The 22225-nt window shown below is 43.6% G+C and carries 18 protein-coding genes; 10 read left to right on the forward strand and 8 right to left on the reverse strand.

Going from position 1 to position 22225, the window contains the following annotated elements; translation table 11 throughout:
* Positions 1–146 precede the first annotated feature (146 nt).
* The 5 genes from pnuC (at position 147) to ACFS5N_RS18055 (ending at position 4355) form a co-directional block, all read left to right on the forward strand.
* Entirely contained in the window at positions 147–776 is a 630-nt protein-coding gene (gene pnuC / locus ACFS5N_RS18035; protein ID WP_377188970.1) for a nicotinamide riboside transporter PnuC, read from the forward strand.
* Positions 777–1304 (forward strand): AAA family ATPase, encoded by a 528-nt coding sequence (locus tag ACFS5N_RS18040; RefSeq protein ID WP_377188973.1) that lies wholly within the window; start codon positions 777–779, stop codon positions 1302–1304.
* Between the two features lie 549 nt (positions 1305–1853).
* The gene (locus tag ACFS5N_RS18045) at positions 1854–2411 is read left to right on the forward strand and encodes an RNA polymerase sigma factor (protein ID WP_377188976.1); all 558 of its coding nucleotides are present in this window, start codon (positions 1854–1856) and stop codon (positions 2409–2411) included.
* The gene (locus tag ACFS5N_RS18050; RefSeq protein ID WP_377188979.1) at positions 2408–2965 is read left to right on the forward strand and encodes a hypothetical protein; all 558 of its coding nucleotides are present in this window, start codon (positions 2408–2410) and stop codon (positions 2963–2965) included. Before ACFS5N_RS18045 ends, ACFS5N_RS18050 begins: the two co-directional genes overlap by 4 nt.
* Positions 2946–4355 carry a hypothetical protein gene (locus ACFS5N_RS18055; protein WP_377188982.1) on the forward strand — a complete coding sequence of 470 codons (1410 nt, stop codon included), beginning with the start codon at positions 2946–2948 and terminating at the stop codon, positions 4353–4355. Before ACFS5N_RS18050 ends, ACFS5N_RS18055 begins: the two co-directional genes overlap by 20 nt.
* Positions 4356–4438: 83 nt before the next feature.
* Here ACFS5N_RS18055 and ACFS5N_RS18060 read toward each other — a convergent pair whose 3' ends face one another.
* The 4 genes from ACFS5N_RS18060 to ACFS5N_RS18075 all read right to left on the reverse strand — a co-directional run bounded on the left by ACFS5N_RS18060 (position 4439) and on the right by ACFS5N_RS18075 (position 9014).
* Positions 4439–5410 carry a T9SS type B sorting domain-containing protein gene (locus ACFS5N_RS18060; protein WP_377188985.1) on the reverse strand — a complete coding sequence of 324 codons (972 nt, stop codon included), beginning with the start codon at positions 5408–5410 and terminating at the stop codon, positions 4439–4441.
* Between the two features lie 26 nt (positions 5411–5436).
* Positions 5437–6081 (reverse strand): NHL domain-containing protein, encoded by a 645-nt coding sequence (locus ACFS5N_RS18065; RefSeq protein WP_377188987.1) that lies wholly within the window; start codon positions 6079–6081, stop codon positions 5437–5439.
* Between the two features lie 83 nt (positions 6082–6164).
* Entirely contained in the window at positions 6165–7352 is a 1188-nt protein-coding gene (locus ACFS5N_RS18070) for a class I SAM-dependent rRNA methyltransferase (protein ID WP_377188990.1), read from the reverse strand.
* A 120-nt stretch (positions 7353–7472) separates the two neighbouring features.
* Positions 7473–9014, reverse strand: coding sequence for a Do family serine endopeptidase (locus ACFS5N_RS18075; protein ID WP_377188993.1), 1542 nt, complete (start codon positions 9012–9014; stop codon positions 7473–7475).
* Positions 9015–9204: 190 nt separating this feature from the next.
* On the opposite strand from ACFS5N_RS18075, the gene dapF reads away from it, so the two are divergent.
* The 4 genes from dapF (at position 9205) to ACFS5N_RS18095 (ending at position 15606) form a co-directional block, all read left to right on the forward strand.
* The gene (gene dapF, locus ACFS5N_RS18080) at positions 9205–9999 is read left to right on the forward strand and encodes a diaminopimelate epimerase (RefSeq protein WP_377188996.1); all 795 of its coding nucleotides are present in this window, start codon (positions 9205–9207) and stop codon (positions 9997–9999) included.
* A gap of 266 nt (positions 10000–10265) precedes the next feature.
* Entirely contained in the window at positions 10266–13160 is a 2895-nt protein-coding gene (locus tag ACFS5N_RS18085; RefSeq protein WP_377188999.1) for a DEAD/DEAH box helicase, read from the forward strand.
* 147 nt (positions 13161–13307) lie between these two features.
* A complete protein-coding gene (locus tag ACFS5N_RS18090) occupies positions 13308–14216 on the forward strand; it encodes a TIGR01777 family oxidoreductase (RefSeq protein WP_377189002.1) in 909 nt (302 codons plus the stop codon).
* 82 nt (positions 14217–14298) lie between these two features.
* A complete protein-coding gene (locus ACFS5N_RS18095) occupies positions 14299–15606 on the forward strand; it encodes a cryptochrome/photolyase family protein (protein ID WP_377189005.1) in 1308 nt (435 codons plus the stop codon).
* A 4-nt stretch (positions 15607–15610) separates the two neighbouring features.
* Here the strand turns inward: ACFS5N_RS18095 and ACFS5N_RS18100 are convergent, their stop codons facing one another.
* The 3 genes from ACFS5N_RS18100 to ACFS5N_RS18110 all read right to left on the reverse strand — a co-directional run bounded on the left by ACFS5N_RS18100 (position 15611) and on the right by ACFS5N_RS18110 (position 17616).
* Complete coding sequence (locus ACFS5N_RS18100; RefSeq protein WP_377189008.1) at positions 15611–16537, reverse strand: FKBP-type peptidyl-prolyl cis-trans isomerase; 927 nt, start codon at positions 16535–16537, stop codon at positions 15611–15613.
* 35 nt (positions 16538–16572) lie between these two features.
* Positions 16573–17115 (reverse strand): FKBP-type peptidyl-prolyl cis-trans isomerase, encoded by a 543-nt coding sequence (locus ACFS5N_RS18105; RefSeq protein WP_377189011.1) that lies wholly within the window; start codon positions 17113–17115, stop codon positions 16573–16575.
* A gap of 105 nt (positions 17116–17220) precedes the next feature.
* Entirely contained in the window at positions 17221–17616 is a 396-nt protein-coding gene (locus ACFS5N_RS18110) for a MarR family winged helix-turn-helix transcriptional regulator (protein ID WP_377189014.1), read from the reverse strand.
* Between the two features lie 208 nt (positions 17617–17824).
* On the opposite strand from ACFS5N_RS18110, the gene ACFS5N_RS18115 reads away from it, so the two are divergent.
* Positions 17825–18322 carry a hypothetical protein gene (locus ACFS5N_RS18115; protein WP_377189017.1) on the forward strand — a complete coding sequence of 166 codons (498 nt, stop codon included), beginning with the start codon at positions 17825–17827 and terminating at the stop codon, positions 18320–18322.
* 74 nt (positions 18323–18396) lie between these two features.
* Here the strand turns inward: ACFS5N_RS18115 and ACFS5N_RS18120 are convergent, their stop codons facing one another.
* The gene (locus ACFS5N_RS18120) at positions 18397–22137 is read right to left on the reverse strand and encodes a S8 family serine peptidase (protein WP_377189020.1); all 3741 of its coding nucleotides are present in this window, start codon (positions 22135–22137) and stop codon (positions 18397–18399) included.
* Between the last annotated feature and the right edge of the window lie 88 nt (positions 22138–22225).

The following is a 22225-nucleotide window of genomic DNA, read 5'->3' on the forward strand; positions in this document are numbered from 1 at the left end:
CAAAACCTAACTTAATTTACCTTAAATGAAAATTAAATGAATTTTTATTCATTTAATTAAAAAAACAATCGTCTTAAAAGCACAGTAAGGCAGTTTTCGAAACATCAAAAAATCACTAAGCTTAGTGGTTTTTTTATATTTGGCAAATGGTAATAATACACGAGCTGCAATTATGGTGGCAACAGCAATCCCTCTGGGAGATTATTGGCGTTATTAGTGGCTTGCTATGCGTGTATCTTGCCGCCAAAAATATTATCTGGAACTGGCCCTTTGCTATCATCAGCGTAACCATTTACATCTTCATTTTTTACGAAAAGCATTTGTTTGCCGACATGGGCCTGCAGGTATATTTTTTAGCGACAAACATTTACGGCTGGTACTTTTGGAGCAAGACACCACCGGCCAAAGAGAAAACTCCGGTTAAGCTTATTGTTAAAAAAGAAATTGTCATATCGGTGATTGCTATAGCTCTGTTTACTTTGTTCCTGGGCTCAGTACTCAAATATACCACGGCTTCGTTCCCTTACCTGGATAGCTTTTGCGCTGCCTGTAGTTTAGTAGCGCAGGTGCTGCTGGCCCGTAAGGTAGTTGAGAACTGGCTAATCTGGATTTTTGTTGATATTATTTACGTTGCTATTTATATCTTAAAAGGCCTGAACGCAACTGCAGTAATGTACGCCATTTATATTCCAATAGCTTTGCTGGGCTATCTCGACTGGCGAAAAGACTGGCGAAAAGACTGGCGCAAACAAAACAACCTAATCCCCGACAAATAAATGAACCAACCCGTAAAAATAGCCGTTGTAGGGCCTGAATCGACAGGTAAATCAACAATGTCTGCTTATCTGGCCAATCATTACCAAACGGTATGGGTGCCTGAGTATGCCAGGGGCTATTGCGAAAAGCTAACCGGGCCCCCTACCTGGCAGGACGAGATCAATATGTTTTACGGGCAGGTGGAACTGGAAAAATCAATGCTGCCGCAAGCCAATAAGATCCTGATCTGCGATACCACTTTTATCACAGTAAAGATCTGGAGCGATGAGATTTTTGGCAAATCGCCCCAGGAGGTTTTGGACGCCCTGCCCCAGCATAAATACGACTTATACCTTTTATTAAACATTGACCTCCCCTGGCAGGATGACCCGCTGCGCGACTTTCCGCACATGCGCGAGCATTTTATGCAGGTATGGCACCATGAACTGAAAGCTTTGGATGCTAATTATGTAGTAATTAGCGGCACCGGGGATGACCGATATGAAAGCGCGGTGAAGGTTATAGATCAGTTTTTAGCAAAGCATTAACACTGTAAATTACTATCACATTCTCCCCACAACGTCGTTGCGAGCCACGAAGCAATCTCTACACTGCTTGGCGGTCATCTCGCTCGTATAGCGCTCAGTGCCGAAGGCTTTGTTCTATGTGTTAATACAAAGAACCAAAAATCAAGTCATCTCCTAACAGCCCTGCAGCCGCACTAAGCTAGCATTGTTTTACCCGCTTTCGTCCAAAGCTGCGCGTCTGACGCCCCACTGCTCTTTTGCTTTTCAGCTTCTCCCGCAAAATCCTAAAAATCAAGGTTAAGACATTTGCGTTAGGGATTGTAGCGGATACCGGCCCTGAGCATAAGGCCTTGCAGGCGTATGAGCGAAAAGCACGGCCCGTAGGGAAACGCCCATATATCCATTAGCGTTATTACCAATTATTCGATACAACATTTTATCTTCATATCATTCTATTACCCAACTACCTTTTACACAAATCCTTAAATTCACATTTATTTCACAAAATTTTCATTTAGGTGCAACGTACGCCAAATAACGCTGTCTTATACTCTGAAAGCTAAACAAAACTTGGATACCTTATTCGTCGATAAACACTACCATTTGGTAGTTGAATGCAAGCAGGGCAGCAAAAAGGCTTGCTTTGAGCTGTACAAATTGTACGCTAAAGCGATGCTGAACGTCGCCTTCAGGATTGTGGGCAATGTTGCCGAGGCTGAGGACGTGATACAGGAATCATTTTTAGATGCTTTTAAACGTATACACGACTTTAGACAGGAAACCACTTTCGGTTTATGGCTGAAACAGATCGTGGTGAGCCGGTCGATAAATTTATTACGCAAACGTAAGGTTGAGCTGGTTGAGTTAGGTGACGATGCCGATAACCTGGCCGACGAGGAACAGTATGACGACCAGGAAACACATTATAAAGTGGCACAAATAAAAGAAGCCATGAACGAACTGCCCGAGGGTTATAAACAAGTGATATCGCTTTACTTGATTGAAGGTTATGATCACGAAGAGATCGGGCAAATATTAAACATAACAGAAAACACGTCGCGCACACAATTTTTAAGAGCGAAAAGAAAACTGAGCGAGATTTTAAGCAGAAAGGGAATAACACAATGAGCAAGCGATTAGAGGATTTTATAAAAGATAACCGCGAAGAGTTTAATGATATTGAACCACGCGCCAACCTTTGGGGGCGCATTGAGGCTGAGCTGCCTGAACATTTTAAAGAGAAAAAAAAAGAAGTTAAGACTTTTTCTTTAGCGTTTGTATTGCGCGTTGCCGCTTTGGTAGTAATGGCTATGGGCACAGGTTTCTTTGTTTATCTGAACAGAAAGCCCGCCACCGTTAACCTGGCGGCTATTAACCCCGAATACGCACAGCAGCAAATCAAATATGCATCGCTGGTAGCAGAGAGGCGTAACGAGCTTAAAAGCGTGGCCAAGACAGATCCGCAACTATACCATGAATTTAGCAGCGAGATTGCCAAAATGGATTCTACCTACAGAAAATTAAATAAAGACTTATTAACTAGCCCCAATCAGGAAGCTGTGCTGCGTGCAATGATCCGGAACTTGCAGGTACAATCAGAAGTACTGAACCAACAACTTAATGTTATTGAACAGTTTAACGAATTTAAAAATCAACAAAAAAATGAGATCAAAAGTATATAAAACCGCTTTTGCAACCCTTGTAGCCATTGCGGCTTTTGGCGCTGCCTATGCACAAAGCATTGCGCCGGTACCAGCCGTGCCGCCAGCAGCACCAGCGCCTGCTGTTGGAGTGGTAACTACAGACACTTATATACCATCCACCGGGCAGTATTATGCTGTGGCACCAACTTATAGCTATGGCGGTGGTAATGTTTATGTGCTGGGCCGTGGCGATAGCGTTTACCGCAACAAAATGCGCAAGTTGCAAGAACAAATGCGTGCGCTGAGCAAAGAGATGTCGCAACTTAGCGCCGAAGAAAGCAAAAAGAATAACCAGTTGTTTCAGGAAAAGTTGGAAATATTACGCAAAAATAACAGCGCACGTTTTGATTCGCTCATCAGCAGAAACTTTAGCCGCACATTTGCCTACCGTTTTGATAACAGCCAGGCTAATGCCAACCTTGAGAAACAGGTACAAAGCGGCGAGGTGAAAGAAAAGGCAAAGACCTTTAGCAAGAGTTATTCGCTGGATAATAATGACATGATCCAGATTGACAATAACTACGGTAAGGTAAGCGTAAACACCTGGAACAAAAAAGAGGTTAAGGTTGATGTCGACATTAAAGCTTATGCCCTTGAAGACGACGATGCGCAAAAACTGCTTGACCAAACTACCATTAACAGCGGCAAAGACGGCAACACGGTATCTTTTAAAACAGATATTAACCGGGAAAGCAACAGTTGGTGGGGTACCATGACACAAAATGGCAAAACGGTAAAAATGCGTAAGGTAGTGATTAACTATACCGTTTACATGCCAGCCAAAGCGGCCCTGACTTTGAACAATAAATATGGAGCGGTAATTTTACCAGATCTGGATGGAAAGTTAAACATCAAAACCAGCTACGGTGGCCTGGTGGCCAAAACACTAAGCAACGCCGATAACGTGATAGTGGTTAACTATGGCGATGCCAATATAGGCAGCGTTACCGGCAGCCAGGTAAATGTGGCTTATGGCAGTTTGGCTTTAGATGAAGCTGACAACCTGAACGCTACCGTAAAATACAGTCCGGTAAAAATTGGCAAGCTCAACTCATCGGGCGTTATTGATTTGAAATATGGTGGCGGTTTGGTGATCAATGACCTGGGCAAGGGCCTCAAAACCCTGAGCATAAACTCAAGCTATGCGCCGGTTAAATTAAGCTCGGTAAGCAATACCAATGCCGATTTTGATGTAACTACCCATTACGGCGATTTTATTTACGATAACTCTGCCAGCATAACCAGCAAAACACCCGATAATCAGCGTGGATATACGTCAACCAAAAATTACAAGGGCCACGTAGGCAAAGGCAGTGCCGACAAAACCATCACCATAAAATCAAACTACAGCAATATTAAGTTTGACTAAGTGCCGACCCTATTAAACAAAAAAGCCATTGCGTTTGCAATGGCTTTTTTGTTTTTATTTTTTCTCAGAACAAACCGTTATAATCATTTTACAATAGCCACATAACCTGAAAGTTTTGAACCGGTATCATTACCAAGGCTGATCACATAATAGTAACTCCCGAAAGGTAAAGGCTGGTTATTATAAGTACCATTCCAGGGATGGCCATATCCGTGTGAGTAATACAATTGCTCACCGTTTCTGTTGTAAATCTTAACAGTACAATTAGGATAGTTTTTTAAATATTTAATATCCCATAAATCGTTAATACCATCACCATTAGGGGTAAAAGTATTAGGTATTAAAGCCGCGCCCTCTGTATCGCCATTATTATTTTGCACAGAACAATCTTTGACATTGATCAGTACAGAGCTCTGTGCGCTTTTACCTGCGCTATGAATGGTCACATTTACGGTATGATTGCCAGCTGTGGCAAATATATAGTTGGGCGCGCTTCCTTCAATTGCTCCTTCAACACCGTCAACGGTCCATGTTTCAGAATCGATATCGTATGGCGCGCTTAAGTTTAGTTTAGTAATTTCCTGAGCGCACGTGCCTGTAAAGCTTATAACAGGATTGCTAAGCGGCGGGAAATTTACTTTACGGATACGATAGTTCTGATAGCAATCACCTATAAACATATCGCCGTTAGGATTAAACACCACTGTTGATGGATTCATACTGGCATTAATGGGATCGCCGCCATCACCGCTAAACCCTGGCTTTCCATTACCGGCAACTGTGGTGATAATACCGGTAGAAACATTCACCTTGAAAACCCTATAAGATAAAGTATTGTTAGTACCGGCACAGATATAAACATTACCTTCAGCATCTAACGTCAACCACATCGGAGCATATACCTGTGCAGCCGTTGCAGGGCCACCATTGCCATTGAATCCCTCTTGCCCATTTCCTGCTATGGTGTTGATTATGCCAGTCTGCGCATCAATTTTTCGAACACGACTATTAACAAAATCAGCAAAAATAATATCACCTTGCTTATTTATTACCAAACTTGAAGGTGCGTATAGCTTTGCATCTACAGCGGGCCCTCCATCACCACTAAATCCGGCGTAACCAGGCGGTTCGCTACTGCTATCTTAGTTATTATACCAGTTTGAGCGTCAATGCGACGAATACAGTTATTATTAAAATCTGTAAAAAACAGGTTGTCATTTTTGTCAAATGCAATAGCATAAGGTTCAAATAATAATGCATCTTTAGCGGGGCCGCCATTACCTGTGTAGCCATTTAACTGTCCACCTGCCCCGGCAATAGTATTAATAATGCCCGTTACAGCATCAACCCTACGAATACAATTATTCCAATAGTCAGCTATATACAGATTATCGTGTGAGTCAAAGGCAATACCGCGGGGCTCATTAAGCCGGGCCGATGTAGCCGGGCCTCCATCGCCGCTAAAACCTTGATGACTGTTACCGGCAACAGTAGTAAGAATACCGGTTTTAGCATCAATTTTTCGGACGGTATAATAAGCTGAGCCTTGAGAAATATAAATATTACCTTTTGAATCAGATGCCAAGTAAAGCGGTGCTATTTGCGCCTGCAAAGCGGGGCCGCCGTCGCCACTATAAAATGGATTACCGTTATTACCGAAACCGTCATAGCCATTTCCAGCATAGGTAGTTATTATTTGCGCTTTTATAAAGCCACAAATAAACATAAGTATTAAGATAAGAGTTGCTTTAGTTTTAATCATAAACTATTGCGGACAAGATAAGGTTTAGCAAAAAAGAATTATTGGACCTAAAACACCCTGCACAACAACCCTTTCAAATACTCTCCCTCGGGAAAAGAAGAGCGTACCGGATGGTCCTCCGGCTGGCAAAACTGGCCGATAAACTGCACCTGCTTGCTTGCATCCAAAGCGGCCCAGGCCAGCACTTGTTTAAAGGTTTCCAAATCCATAGCGCCTGAGCAGGAAAAGGTAGCCAGCAGGCCGCCCTTGTTGAGCAGCAGCATACCAATACGATTCAGATCTTTATAAGCGCGCGATGCCCTGTCTAAAGCCGAACGCGACGGCGCATATTTTGGCGGATCAAGCACAATAATGTCAAACGTTTCGCCGGTTTCTTTAAAAGCGCGCAGTTGTTTATTGACATCCGATTGTATGGCGCGATGTTTTGAAGCATCCAGTTTATTGAGTTTGATATTTTCTTTCAGGGTTTCAATGGCCAGAGCCGAACTGTCGACACTGGTTACCGAGGTGGCGCCATTGTAAAGCGCGTTCAGTGTAAAGCCGCCGGTATAGCTAAAGCAGTCCAATACTTTTTTGCCTTTGGCGTGGGCGGCTACAATGCGCCGGTTATCGCGCTGGTCGCAGTAAAAACCAGATTTTTGGCCTTCGGCGATATTAATATTATAACGCACGCCGTTTTCGGTTACCTCCACCGATTCAGGAGGATTATCGCCAAACAAAACCACATTTTCGGTGTCCATACCCTCATGCTGGCGCGACGAGGCATCGCTTTTATCGAAGATACTTTTAGGGTTGAGCAGTTTGCGCAATTCGTCAATCACTACCGGCATCATCCTTTCCATGCCGGAGGTTAAAACCTGCACCGCCAGATGATCGGCATAACGGTCGACGATGAGGCCCGGCAGGTAATCGGCTTCGCTAAAAATTAAGCGGCAGGTATTGGTCTCGCCGGTACTTAAAATATTTTTGCGGCCATCAACAGCCTCGGCAACCCTGGTGCGAAACCATGTTTCATCCACGGCTTTGTTTTCATCCCACTCCAGCAGTCGCAGCGCTACGCGCGATTGATCGTTATAAAAACCATAAGCCATAAAATCGCCCCCGGCATTTACCAGTCGCACGATATCGCCATTGGCCGGTTTGCCTTTCACCCGGTCAATGGCCCCCGAAAAAACCCACGGATGGCGCTGATGAACTGCTTTTTCTTTGCCTTTTTTTAGTATAACATCAATCATGAAGCAAAGGTAGTAAGGTTTTTGGATAATGAGCATGTGGGGGACTCACCCGGTCTGCGCGGCCCTAAAACAAAAAACCCGGCTCATTGCCGGGTTTTTCATTATCTAATTTCAGATAGCTTATTCTTCTACCGAAAATGTATTGTTGAATTTTGTACCATCAGGATAGTAACCGCTTATGGTCATTAAGCCATTTTTCAAGTTGGTTACCGCCTTGTCAATATCGTTAGTATTATTGATAGGCATTTTGTTAATGCTGGTAATCACAGTACCGGTAGGTAGTTCGGCTTCATCAATGATACCACCTTCGCGCACCTGGGTTACCATCACACCATTGTTTACATGGAACTTAGCTTTTTGATTTGCATTTAATGGCATAAAGCTTGCGCCCAACTTGTTATACAACTCGCTTGATGATCTTGAAGCAGCAGTGCGTACCGGAGCTGTTTCAGGTTTTAAAGTCACTGTAACATTTTTTTCAGCGTTGCCACGAGCTATGGTAAGGTTTATTTTGTCGCCGGGTTGTAAGCGGGCAACACGTTCCTGCAAATCAGACGACTCATAAACCGTATTACCCTCAACTTTGGTAATAATATCGCCTTCTTTCAATCCAGCGGCTTCGCCTGCACTATTAGGTAATACGCCGGTTACGTACAAACCGTTGGTTTTATCAGTATTGATACCTTGAGTTTTGTCGGTTTCGCTTAAGTCGGCAAAAGTAACGCCAATCATACCGCGTTTAACTGCACCGTATTTTTTAATATCGTTCAATACTTTTTTTGCCAGGTTGATAGGAATCGCAAAACCGTAACCTTCGTATGAACCGGTGTGTGAAGCTATGGCAGAATTAATACCAATCAGCTCGCCACGGGTATTTACCAGGGCACCGCCGCTGTTACCCGGGTTAATAGCCGCATCTGTTTGAATAAATGATTCAATACCGGCTCTGGCTTTTGGCTGACCTGAATTACGGGTTGGACCGAAAGGGTTATCGTCATCGTTATTATCCTGCCCAATTATACCAATACCCCGGCCTTTGGCGCTTACAATACCAGCTGTAACTGTTGAAGTAAGGTTGAAAGGATTACCAACAGCCAACACCCATTCGCCTACTCTGGCATCGTCAGAGTTACCTAATTTCACAATAGGCAGGTTATCCGCGTCGATCTTGATCAACGCCAGGTCGGTATTAGGGTCGGTACCTATTACCTTAGCTTTAAAACGACGGTGATCATTAGTAGTAATCTCAATTTTGTCGGCTTTAGCCACCACGTGATTGTTGGTTACGATATATCCATCGGGCGAAATAATTACGCCAGAACCTGATGCCATCTGTGGCTGACTGCGCTGTGGCATACGCTGGCCAAACATGTCGCCAAACATCCGTTGTAATTGATCCTCACGTGGATCTGACGTGTTTGATGAGTAAGTAGTACGTATATATACCACTGCCGGGGTAACGGCAGCAGCAGCCTGGGTCAAATCAACCTCGCCGGCAGACGACGTAATGTTAGGCGTCATGTGATTACTTGCAAAGTATACCTGTTGCTTATCATCAAAACTCATATTATCAGCATACTTATTTTCAATCACTTTATAGGTACCAAGCGCCATGGCGCCGCCTACAAAAGCAGTTAATAATGTTAAACCAATTTTTTTCATCTCTATATCCTTTTATTAATCTGTTTGATAATTGCTAAATTTGTTATTCAAATTTAATACCATATAGACGGTAGAAACAACTGTAAGTTATATGGTTTTATGTTAAAAAATGTTAAAGTTAAATCTACGCTTAGTTTACACTGTTTGGCCGCGCGTTTGTTAACATTGCATATTGTAAATATACAGCATCGTGAAAATACATTTCTACAAATACCAGGGCGCAGGCAATGACTTTATTATGGTGGATAATCGGGACAACACCATAAATCATAGTAATCCAAATATAATCAGCTCGTTATGTGATCGCCGCTTTGGTATAGGAGGGGATGGTATGATGTTCCTTCAACAAAAAGAGGGATACGATTTTGAGATGGTTTATTACAATGCCGATGGTAAACCAAGCAGCATGTGTGGTAACGGTGGCCGTTGTATTGTGGCTTTTGCCAAATTTTTGGGTATAATAGACACAGAAACAGATTTTCTGGCAGTTGACGGCCCTCATCATGCCAAAATTTCAGAAAGCGGCGACTGGGTGAGCCTGCAAATGATTGATGTAGATACTATTACCCGCGATAACGCGGCGTACGTTTTAAATACCGGCTCGCCGCACTACGTAACTTTCGCTAACAATCTGGCCAGTAAAAATGTATATGCTGACGGTCACGCCATCCGCAATAATGATACCTACAAAGCCAACGGCATCAACGTAAACTTTGTTGAACCTGCCGAAAAAGGCGGCTACTTTGTGCGCACATTTGAACGCGGCGTTGAGGACGAAACCTTTGCCTGCGGCACCGGTGTTACCGCCGTAGCTTTAGCCATGGCCAAACATCACAACCAAACCGGCAGCAACAACACACCAATTAAAGTTTTAGGCGGTGATATGAATATCCGCTTTAACTATAACGGTAATAGCTTTACCGATATTTTCCTTGAAGGCCCTGCTAAACAGGTTTTTGAGGGTGATGTGATAATTAGTGATTAGAGACTGGAGATCAGCGATTAATTTTTTGCAGCCTTTTGTCATGCTGAGGCTACAAAGCATTTGCCGGGCGACTTTAACACTTGTTATACATGGCTAGTAGATTCTTCGCTACGCTCAGAATGCCAAATTCTTAATAAAATACGTTATTAACATCATCTGCTGTTAATAATTATTTAACGGCATTCGTTTCCAATTCAAACATTTTCTGTTTAGGTTTGAATTTTTTCTTCATCGTAGCTTCAGTTAATTTTTTACCTGAAGCATCTATGTTACGCGTTGATAGTTCAAAACCCTGCCAAATTATTTATGCCGTCGCCCGACATGAGTATCTAGGCTATGTCATTGAACCTCACGTAGTTCAGCTAAACCCCAACGGCGAGTTTTCATTAACCCATCAGCGTCTTTTCTCAAACACTGCTACCGAGTTTTCAAGCTGTATGGATGAAACCGACACCAGGCTTATTAAGCTCCTGGAAGAAATGGAGCAGGGTAATGTCATTAAAAAGTTTTATAAAAAGCCCATTCGTCCGTCTGAGTTTTTTGCCAAGATATTTACCGATCAGCTGTTCGAAACCATCCGCCCAAAAATTGAAAAGCGCATGGCAGAGGCGCTGAACCTGCTGGGCGACCGCCCGGTTTACCTCATGAGCAAAGAGGGCTACCCTGCCGAGCGTAAACTTAAAATAGCCGAAGAGCAGGCGTCGGTACTGTTCCATTTTCGGCGCAATGAGGAAGAGATACGCTATTTCCCTACCATAAAGTACCAGGGCATGCGCATTGAGTTCATGTTCAAAAATGCCGAGATCATTTGTAATCATCCGGCCTGGATGCTAATGGACGATACGCTTTACCATTTTGAAAAAGAGATAGAGGGTAAAAAGCTGCTCCCGTTTTTGAATAAGCGCTATATTGCCATCCCTAAATCGTCAGAGCACTCTTATTTTGAAAAGTTTGTAGCGCCACTTATCGAAAAGCAAAACGTTTACGCCGAAGGCTTCACTATTGATACCGAAAAGCACGAGGCCGTGCCCATGCTTAAACCTATCTATGTAGAAGGCGGCACCTCACAACTGCAGCTATATTTTAAATATGCCGGTTATATTTTCCCTTACGGGGATGGCAGACATATCTCGGTACGCATGGAGCGCAATGGCGATAACTACACCTTCCACCGCATAAAACGCTCAGTAGCCTGGGAAAAAAGCAAACTTGCACAGTTAGAAAGCTGGGGGTTAAAAACGGCATCATCACTTTTTCAAAACCTTGAAGTGGACAATATAGAGGATGATAGCAACCAGGCGCATTCCATTTTTGAGTGGCTCAACCAGCATCACGACGTACTGAAGCGCGAAGGCTTTGACATTGAGCAGCCTGAAGGCCAGAAACGCTACGTATTTGGCACCAGCAAGATCGACCTGGAGGTTAAAGAAGATAACGACTGGTTTGATATCAATGCCTTTGTTTATTTTGGCCCGTATAAAATTCCTTTTATCCAGTTAAAAAATCATATCCTTAACCATAAAAAGGAATTCACCCTGCCATCGGGCGAAATTGCGGTAATCCCGGAGCAGTGGTTCTCGCAATATGGTAATCTATTGCACTTTAGCGAGCCGGGCGACCAGATCAAACTGCGCCGCCATCATCTGGGCCTAGTGAACGACCTTGCCGACGGCGAGATGGCCGAGGTAACTATGAACCGAAAATTGCAAAAGCTAATGGATTTTGACCAGTTGGAAGATGTAGAACAACCGAAGCATTTTTCAGGCAGTTTAAGACCATATCAGCAGGCGGGTTATAATTGGTTCCACTTTTTGAAGCACTTTCATTTTGGCGGCTGTTTAGCCGATGATATGGGTTTGGGTAAAACCATACAAACGCTGGCCCTGTTGCAAAAACATAAAGAGGTAACTGAGGCTGAAGGGGGCAAAAGCACATCGTTGGTTATTATGCCAACGTCGCTTATTTACAACTGGCTCAACGAGGCAAAAAAGTTTGCGCCAAAGTTACGGCTAATGGTGCATACCGGCACTTTCCGTTATAAATCGGCAGAGGTATTTGCCAATTACGACGTGGTAATTACTACCTATGGCATCACGCGTATTGATGTTGAGCTGTTTAAAAATTATTTTTTTGATTATGTAATTTTGGACGAAAGCCAGAATATTAAAAATCCATCTTCAAAATCATACCAATCGGTTAAACAATTAAAATCTCGTTTTAAACTGATATTGAGCGGTACGCCGGTTGAGAACTCAGTAAATGACCTATGGACACAGATGTCATTCATCAATCCGGGCCTGCTGGGTTCGCAGCAGTATTTTGTTAACGAGTTTGTGACGCCTATCGAAAAAAAGAAAGACGAAGAAAAGGCGCGTAAGCTGCAGGCTTTGATCAAACCTTTTGTGCTGCGCCGTACCAAAGAGCAAGTGGCAACCGAGCTTCCGCCAAAAACAGAAAACTTGTTTTACTGCCAGATGAGCGAAGAACAGGCTTCAGTTTATGAAGAAGTGAAGTCTGAATACCGTAATGAGTTACTGCGCAGTCTGGAAGATGGCACCTTTGCCAAAACACAGATACAGGTTTTGCAGGGCCTGACCAAATTACGTCAGATTGCCAATCACCCTTACATGATAGACCAAAACTATGAGGGCGATTCGGGTAAATTCGAGAACGTTACGCATACCCTGAGCACCGTTTTGGATGGCGGCCACAAGGTATTGATATTTTCACAATTTGTAAAGCAACTGGGCATATACCGCAATTATTTCGAAGAGCAGAAAATCCCCTATGTTTACCTTGACGGGGCCACTCAAAACCGCGGCGACGTAGTAAAACAGTTTCAGGAAGACAAGAATACGCGCGTGTTCCTGATTTCGATAAAAGCCGGCGGCGTAGGCCTTAACCTAACCGAAGCCGATTATGTGTTTATACTCGACCCGTGGTGGAACCCGGCTGTTGAACAGCAGGCTATTGACCGCACCCACCGCATTGGCCAAACCAAAAATGTGTTTATTTATAAGTTTATTACCAAGGATACGGTGGAGGAAAAGATACTGGCGCTGCAACAACGTAAATTAAGCATGTCACGTGCTTTGATTACTACTGAGGAGAGCTTTATCAAGTCGCTTTCTGCTGATGATATCAAGGAGATTTTGGGGTAGAAAATTATATAGGATTATTGTCATCCTGAGCGTAGCGAAGGATCTTATGCGCTTTGATAAGATCCTTCGCTACGCTCAGGATGACAATTCTATAAAATACAAAGGCTTCTTTCAAACACGCAACTGCCTTTACTGTTATTACCCACAATGAGCAAGCACATATTACTAACCGGCGGCACAGGCTTGATTGGCCGTAAGCTGACCGATCTTTTAATAAGCAAAGGTTACCAGGTTAATCACTTAAGTCGTAAGCAAGGTACTAATCCAGAGGTTAGTACTTTTTTGTGGGACGTAAATAAAGGACAGATCGATGAACGCTGCATCGATGGCGTCGATACCATAGTACATTTGGCAGGGGCCAACGTGGCCGACGGGCGGTGGACAGACAAACGCAAAAAAGAGATTATTGAAAGCCGTACCAAATCTATAGGCTTAATTTATAAGCTACTCAAGGCCAAACCGCAACATACCGTTAAATCAGTCATATCGGCATCAGCAGTTGGTTATTATGGCGACCGGGGCGATAACTTATTAACTGAAACCAGCGCGCCGGGTACAGACTTTCTGGCCAATGTCTGCCTGCAATGGGAGCATGCTGTTGACGCAGGCTCGAGCCTTGGTTTACGTTTAGCAAAATTACGTACCGGTGTTGTGCTTGACGCAAAGGGCGGAGCTTTAGCCGCCATAGCCAAACCCGTAAAATTTGGTTTGGGCTCTCCCTTGGGTACCGGCAAACAATGGGTATCATGGATACATGAGGATGATGTCACGGAGATGTATCTGTATGCAATAGAAAACGAAAGGATTACCGGCGATTATAATATGGTTGCGCCAAACCCGGTAACCAACAGGCAGCTTACTAAGGCGGTAGCCAAAGAGCTGCACCGCCCTTTATGGTTGCCACGCGTCCCGGGCTTTGCTTTAGAATTAGCACTCGGCGAAATGGCGAGCATGGTACTAAGCAGCCAAAAGGCGTCGGCACAAAAAATTGAAGACACCGGTTTTAAATTTAAATATCCTACCTTAACCTGGGCTTTGAAGGAGATTTATAGATAAGCCCCATCCAACCCTCCCCGGCAGGGAGGGCTTCAATCATTTAAACAAGTCTCACCTGCCGGGGGAGATTTAGAGGGGGCTAATGCAACAAAAAATTACCATATTCTGGTTCCGTCGCGATTTGCGGTTGGACGACAACACCGGGCTTTACCACGCCCTTAAAAGCGGCAACCCGGTGTTGTGCCTGTTTATTTTTGACCCGGCAATATTAGGTAAGCTGGATGATAAGCACGACACCCGCGTAACTTTTATTTACGACACCATTAAAGCCTTACAACAGGAACTGGAAGAGCATAGCAGCAGTTTGCTCGTAATTTATGACGATGTTGAGAAAGCCTGGCACAAGGTTTTAAAAGATCATGATGTGACCGCTGTGTATACTAATCACGATTACGAGCCCTATGCCAAAACCCGCGACGAGGCCATAGCCAAATTTTTAAAAAAGAACGATATCGAATTTAAAACTTATAAAGATCAGGTAATATTTGAAAAAAGTGAGGTAACCAAAGACGATGGTAAACCTTACACCGTATTTACGCCTTACAGCAAAAAATGGAAACAAAAACTTAATGATTTTTACCTGAAATCATATCCCACAAAAAAATACCTCAAAAATCTGCTCGAAATAAATCCTTTGCCCATCCCTGATTTAAAAGAAATGGGCTTTGAGCGTAGTGAACAGGAAATTCCGGCCAAAAGTTATAAAACCGTTATTGATCACTATGCTGAAACACGCGATTACCCGGCTATCAAAGGCACGTCACATATTGGCATACATTTACGCTTTGGCACGCTAAGCGTTCGCAAAGTAGCGACTGACGCTAACGAAGCTCATGAAAAAACTTGGCTTAATGAGTTGATTTGGCGAGAATTTTATTCCATGATCCTGTATCATTTCCCAGAGACGGTTACACACGCTTTCAAGCCCGAGTTTGACCGGATAAAATGGATTAACGACGAAAAGCAATTTAAAGCCTGGTGCAACGGCCAAACCGGCTATCCTTTAGTTGACGCCGGTATGCGCGAGCTAAATGCTACGGGTTTTATGCATAATCGTATACGTATGTTAACCGCTAGTTTTTTAACTAAAGATTTGCTGATAGACTGGCGGTGGGGCGAGCACTATTTTGCTTCTAAACTTTTAGATTACGAAATGGCAAGCAATGTTGGCGGCTGGCAATGGGCAGCAGGTTCAGGCACAGATGCCGCGCCTTATTTCAGAATATTTAGTCCGGATGCACAAACCAAACGTTTTGATCCGGATTTGAAATACATAAAAAAATGGGTTCCGGAATATGCTGACTTCAGCAAATATCCAAAACCCATCGTAGATCATGCTTTTGCACGCGAACGCTGTTTAAAAGCCTTTAAACAAGCGCTTGACAGTTAATTAATCAGGGCGATACGCTAAGAACGCGTACATCATATCTGACTACGCTGTTTGGCGGAATACTGGTAGTTTGTTTACCGTAAGCCAAACGCGACGGAAATAAGAATGTCATTAAAGCACCGGCTCTGCCATATTTCTTTAAACCCATTTGTACACCCGGTATCAAATCAGGTATATCAAACCCGGTACCGTTGGCAGAGTTATACTGGCTGGCTATATAACCATTAAGTAACGTAGTAGTGTAAGTTACAATCACTGTACTTTGATAAGTAATCGGAACGGTGCCTGGCCCTGCTTCAGTGATTGAATACCAGTACCCCGCAGGATCTTTTTGCATGCTGGTTAAACTGTTTGTATTGATATAGTTTTTAATCACCATATCGTCATAAGCTTCCTGTGCAACAGTATCGCCAATCAGGTGCACATAGTAATCCAGACTTTGGTTTCCGGCGATACGTCCGCTGGTATTTGAAATACTGCCCGAACCGGCGCCTGAAACGCCATAAGCTAATTTTGACGGAACGATAATACGGGCGATTGCTCCATTACGTTTAACAATATTATGAATTGCCTGCTGTAAGCCTACCACGTCTAAACCCAATGGCGAAGTCGTTGTAGAGATATGGCCCAAATAACCATCATAGTGGTTGGAAATAGTATCCAGTGAGCTGTATTTACCATCTACACTTTTCACGGTAAAAACCATAGACACATTGCTGGTATATTGCAAAGCCGTATCACGGCCGGGATTTATCAGCTGATAATAAATACCCGAAGTATCGCGGGTAAAACCAGTAAGGCTATTTGAAGACATGTAAGCTTTTATCTGGTCTTCATCGTACTGGGTGATTGTTGGTGAATATTGATCACGACGGCAGGCCACCATGGCTAATAAACCAAAAAATAAAAGCGTATAAGTGTATCGTCTCATTTGTTTTATACTGCCTCATTGCGGGGCAGTTTTTTTTAATTAATAATGTCGTATAACGTAATTTCAAAGTCAAGTACTGCATTAGCAGGCAAGCCTCCTTTTAGTCCGTACTGCGTACCTACTAAAGGCTGTGCATTAGGCCCATATGCATAACGCGACGGAATAAACAATCGTATTTTACCACCTTTTTGCCCATAGGGAATTCCCAGCTGCCAACCCAATATCACCTGCGACAACACAAATGTCGGGTGAAAATCCTGACCTTTCGACGGATCGTCTGACCGTGCGAAAACCTGCTCGCTAAGGTCTTTATTAATCACCTTCCCTACATAGCCAACCGACACCTGCGTTGAGGCGGTAAACAAGTCGGTACCTGTACCTGGCTGTTCGATAATGTAATACACCCCCGATGTATCAGCCTTTGTTGCCTGCAGCGAATTAGCTTTCAGATAACTCTGCACCAGTTCATCGTCTTTTCCGGCTTGTGCTTCATAAGCTGCTCTGCTACCCAGTAAATCTTTTTTACAGGAGGTTAAACCGGCTAATAAAAACAATATGATTACTAAAGCCCTGTACATTACTTTTCCAGGGGGCAAATTTATTCTTTTAAAATTCAAAAACGGCAGGTTAACACTTTTTAACATTTAAAAATCTGTTGCGTATGATTCTCGTAACGTCAAAAATTATTTTTCAGTGTTTTCCGGCTTGTAATTTAATGTAAGCTGATTGATCTTTTTCAGCATATCGTTAAGGTATTGTCTGTCGGCTTCTTTAATGTGGCTGTTCAGATAATTATTGAACTGCTTAACCGTTACACGCGCCAGGTGGCGTTTCTCCTTCCCAAGCGGCGTAAGATATATTTTAACCGAACGCTTGTCTCCTTTATTTGATTCGCGGTATATGAGCCCCGTCTCTTCCAACTGATTGAGCATGCGCGAAAGACTGGTAGATTTTAGTCCCAGCAACGCGGCTGCTTGCGATACGGTAGTTCCCTCCTCTTCGTCAATATTGATGAGCAGATACCCTATAGATTGCGTAATTCCAAAATCGGCAACAATAGCATTATAGCGGTTTGCCATTGTTTGCCAAACTATTTTTAAATAGTAATCGATGGTTTCCTGAGGGGGGGGATTTGACGGCATCTGAGAAAAATAAATACTGTTTGGATACACAAGTGTAAGTAAATTTTATGAAATACGGTTTAATCCCAATTGCTGCGTGCCTGTTAAACCAATCGATTTTTTATGGGTCAATGCCATAAAAATAAATTTACTCCGTTATACTAACATGAAAAACACAACTCACACTCTACTTATTGCAGTCGCTTTATTATTTTTTGCCAGCCGCTCAAAAGCACAGGATTACACCGTTGCCGCCGGCTTAAAGTTTGGCGGATACGAAAACGGCATTTCGGGTAAGTATTTTATGGACAAAAATATCTCGTTAGAGGGTATTTTAGGGCTCAGGCAGCATGGAGCGGTTTTTAGCGGGCTTTATGAAATTAATCAGGAAGCGTTTAATGTGCCTGAGTTAAAATTTTACTATGGCTTTGGCGCTCACATCGGCTCGGTAGGCGCAGGCCAGTATAAAACATTTAATGGCGATTACCGATATTACAACGACTCCCAATTATTCTTAGGTGTCGATGGCGTCGTCGGCCTGGAGTATATCATTCCTCAATCTCCAATAGCCGTGAGCCTTGACCTTAACCCGCGTATAGAGCTGGCCGCCGGGCCGTTTGTTGATTTGGCGCCGGGCCTTGGGATAAAGTATGTATTTAAGTAAACTATTATTAACCCTTTTATAATTAAAAAGAACAAAAAAACCGCATAAAGCGGTTTTTTTGTTTTGTATCGATACTATCGCACTATCAAAATCTTTTTACCATAAACTTTAGTTCCCAATTTTGTCCGCAGCACATAAGTACCCGGTGCAAGATTAGCTACGTTGATAGTAGTACTGAAATTACCAGCAGCTATTGCTTGTGTTTTGGTATAAGCGACAGCTCCTTTACTGTTAATCAGCGACAGCGTCAAATTATCGGGCGCGGTAGCTTTAAATAACACGTTCAGAAACTTGTCGGCGGGGTCAGGGAAAGAAACAAGCCCTATATCAGTATCCTTACCCGGATGAAGAGCTATCAAAGCATAAGCATAATTGTCAGACTGTACCATGCAACCGGTATTTAAGGTAGCAATTACATAGTAGGCACCGCTTTGCTGCGCAGCAAATGTTTGGCCGGTTGCTCCCTGTATAGGCTTACCATCCAGATACCACTGGTTGCCGGTTGTAAAACTCGACGTTAAAGTAACTCCGGTTTGTGTAATTACCGGCTTAGCCACATTAACTGCCACCCTGCTACCCGAGGTACAGCCGGCACTTTTAATTTTCATGTCATACAGGTAATAATAAAATCCTTTGTAATAAGCGGTATCAGTACCAGTAGTTGGAGTAGCGTCATTACCTGTAATTTTGAAAATACCCGATGCATTAAACGGATATCCACTTACGCCAATATTGCTTCTGTATAGCGTAACATTAGCATCATAAACGGGGGTTATTGTGTAATTGCCGGCATGAGGCAATAAAAGATTCAAAGTATATACACGCCCCTGATCATTAGGATCGTCGGCGGTAGCGCCCGCAGCGGGGGTGGTCCTGGTGGCCGTTGTGTTAATAGATACAGTTGAGGTTATCTGCCCGTTGTCATCTGTAACATTAAACTGAACAACGCCCGGGTTACCAATATACAAACGTGCGCTTTGAATTATAGACGGCACTGCGGTGTAAACTTTTATTGACGGGGTGAATTGATTATAGCTTCCGCCCGAAAAAATGTTTTTAGTAGCTGGGCCTACTGATGCACTAAAGTCGTTTAGCCCGGCATAAAAAGTATTGTTTACAGGCACCTGGTTTGAAATTGCCGGGGTGCCATAAGCAATCGGTTGCGTATCATTAGCATTTTTATACCAAAACAAGGTACCATCGCCTGTGCCTGACAATTGGTATGCTTTCAGGTTAGTACAATAAATCGCACTCAAAGCAGCAGGCTCGCCCGGTGTAGAAATCACCGTGGTTGCAGTTATTGCATTATTACCAGCAATCGGGTCATTCGGGTAAGCTGTTGAAGCAGTTATAGTATAAGTTGTACCGGCCAAAAAATTAAAAGTACCGCTCAACGTAAAATTATCTTCTTGCAGCGGGGCGAGTGTAGCGGCATAGATATCGGTAAAGTTTGTTACGGTGTTATCGGGCGCTTTAACAGACACCGTAACCGAAATATTGGAAATTGGCCCGCCACCATAATTTTTTAGTGTGACAGTAATATTATTAACACCGTTACAGGTACCTGAAGCAGCAGGGCTAACAATTGCTTTCAATCCGGCATCGCTTTGTGATTGTATGAAGTTAACACGATAATCCTGCGTCTCACCTTTACCATAAGTACCGCATGGGGTGATTACTGATGCATCGCTGGTTTCAGTCATCACTACCCGCATCAGGCTATAATTTCCCGGCAGTACCGTAACCGGCACCGTTATGAAAGTGTTATAAGTGCCGGTAGCATTGATAACCCCTGTTGTAGCTACCAACTCATCGGCATCAAACAAGCCATTGCCGTTCCAATCAATAAATACCTTGGCTATTTTATTAAAATTAGCACCGCAGGTGCCCAAAGTTAAACTTAATGGATAGGTTTTACCTTGTTCAAGTTGCGCCGTCAGGTTGGTATAATCGCTGTAAGAAGTACAACCCGGGCCAGGCGTATTATTAATATTAGCCACAGTGAGGTTATTAATGCGCGAATCTGCTGAAGATACGGGAGCTGACGCACAATAGACAGCACCGCCCATGCCGGTAACAATGAGCGAATAAGGTTGCGCACCTGATTGCAAAACGCCTTTATGGGTAACTGTTATGGTATATGTTTTCCCGGGAGTAGCAGTACCGATGTATACTTGTTCGATGTTATCCACCACATTATCGCCTTTTGACGCGGGTGCACCGGGATTTGACACATCTAAAACCCATGGCATGTAGGTGCTGGTACCGTCGCTTACGCGGATATCAAGATCGTTCACCAGTTTTGGCGTACGGTTATTGACTACGCCATCTGTTGTCGCGGGGCCCTGTGGGTCTGTCCATGAAATAGTTGCAATCAGCGGGCCGTTACCTGATGCAATCACTGTCTGGGTTTGGGTTTGGCCCTGGGCAAGCGCATTTTCTTTAATTAATGACTTAAGGTTATTATCAGTTATAGCCTGGGTTGCAGCAACCATATTTAGCAATCCCCAACCATAAATATAATCCGGTCCAACATTCCCGGCATCAATGGCAGTATGACAGGCAAGGCCTTTCAACGTAGCCGCTTTCATGAAAGCGCCGCTGTTTTTTTTAGCATAATACTCCTGCAACAAAAGTAAGGAGCCGGTAACATTGGGGGCCGAAAACGAAGTACCGTCTTCTGAGCTGTACGCTTGAGGGCCATTACTGGAGGTGGACAATATATTTACGCCATCGCCCACTATATCGGGTTTTATACGGCCATCATCAGTAGGCCCAAAGCTGCTAAAGGAGGCTACTTTTATATCAGCACTACTTGACGGCCCGTTTGGCAAGGGATTTACCGCGCCCACAGTCAGGATATTTTTTGCAGTGCCAGTAGTGGCAATAACATCATAACCATTATTACTGCTTATAGTTGCAGGGCGGGGCCCCTTATTTATAATAGTCGGGTTAGTACGGCTTGTGTAGCCATAATAAGTGGAACCAACCGCCGGGCCCGGGTATCCGTGACTGTTACCGGCCGATTCAACGATCAGGTAATACGGTGCGTTATACGCAATTTTATCCCAGGCCGCCGTACGGCTATCGTAAAAGCCAAATGTGTAATCGACGGTATCTCCCGGCAAACCGTACCATTCCCATCGGTTTTGGACATCGTTGTAATCCCAACCTGCAACATCGCCATACGAGTGATTAGAAATTAAGAGACCAGACGCAGCCCGACTCATTTCAGCCACGTCGTTATTAAAATCATAAGATATTAATGTACTCATATCGAAAGCCATGCCCCTAGAGGGAGCATAAATACCTTTAGCGAGTAAAGTACCCGCAACATGCGTTGCGTGGTCTATGACTACAGCAGTATCTGCAAGTTTGATTACTTTACCCCCAAACTCCTGATGAGCACTGTAAACCCATCCACCATCCCACATAGCTAGTTTATTGGCCAAAAATGAACTGGAGCCTGATAAATTTAATCCGGTTGAGCCGCCTGGCTGCACTTTTATAGTGCCTACCGTAGCAGCAGCGTCAACGTTATCATGAGTAACCAGATATTTTGGAAAACCCAGCTTGGTGAGGCCCTGCAATGAAACCAAGCCGCCGTTACGAGTGCGGCGCTGATTATACCATCCAAAACCGGGAGCCTGGGTTAGCGCCTTTTGCCGACTTTTTATAAAACTGCTCTCAGCCTCAGCGGCAATAGTATTAAGCTCGTGTTTCTTCGCTTCAGTAACCAACGCCTGCTGACCAAAAACACGGCCGGCAAATACCATTAAAACGCATAAAACAGCCCGGCGGTAAAGTTTAATCATATATTAATTTAATGAAAGCTAATAAAGAATAGCCTGTAACAAGTTTGCACATTTTTACACACTTTCTAAAATAATAAATAACAACATT

The organism is Mucilaginibacter ximonensis, from assembly GCF_042686265.1.
GTDB lineage: Bacteria > Bacteroidota > Bacteroidia > Sphingobacteriales > Sphingobacteriaceae > Mucilaginibacter > Mucilaginibacter ximonensis.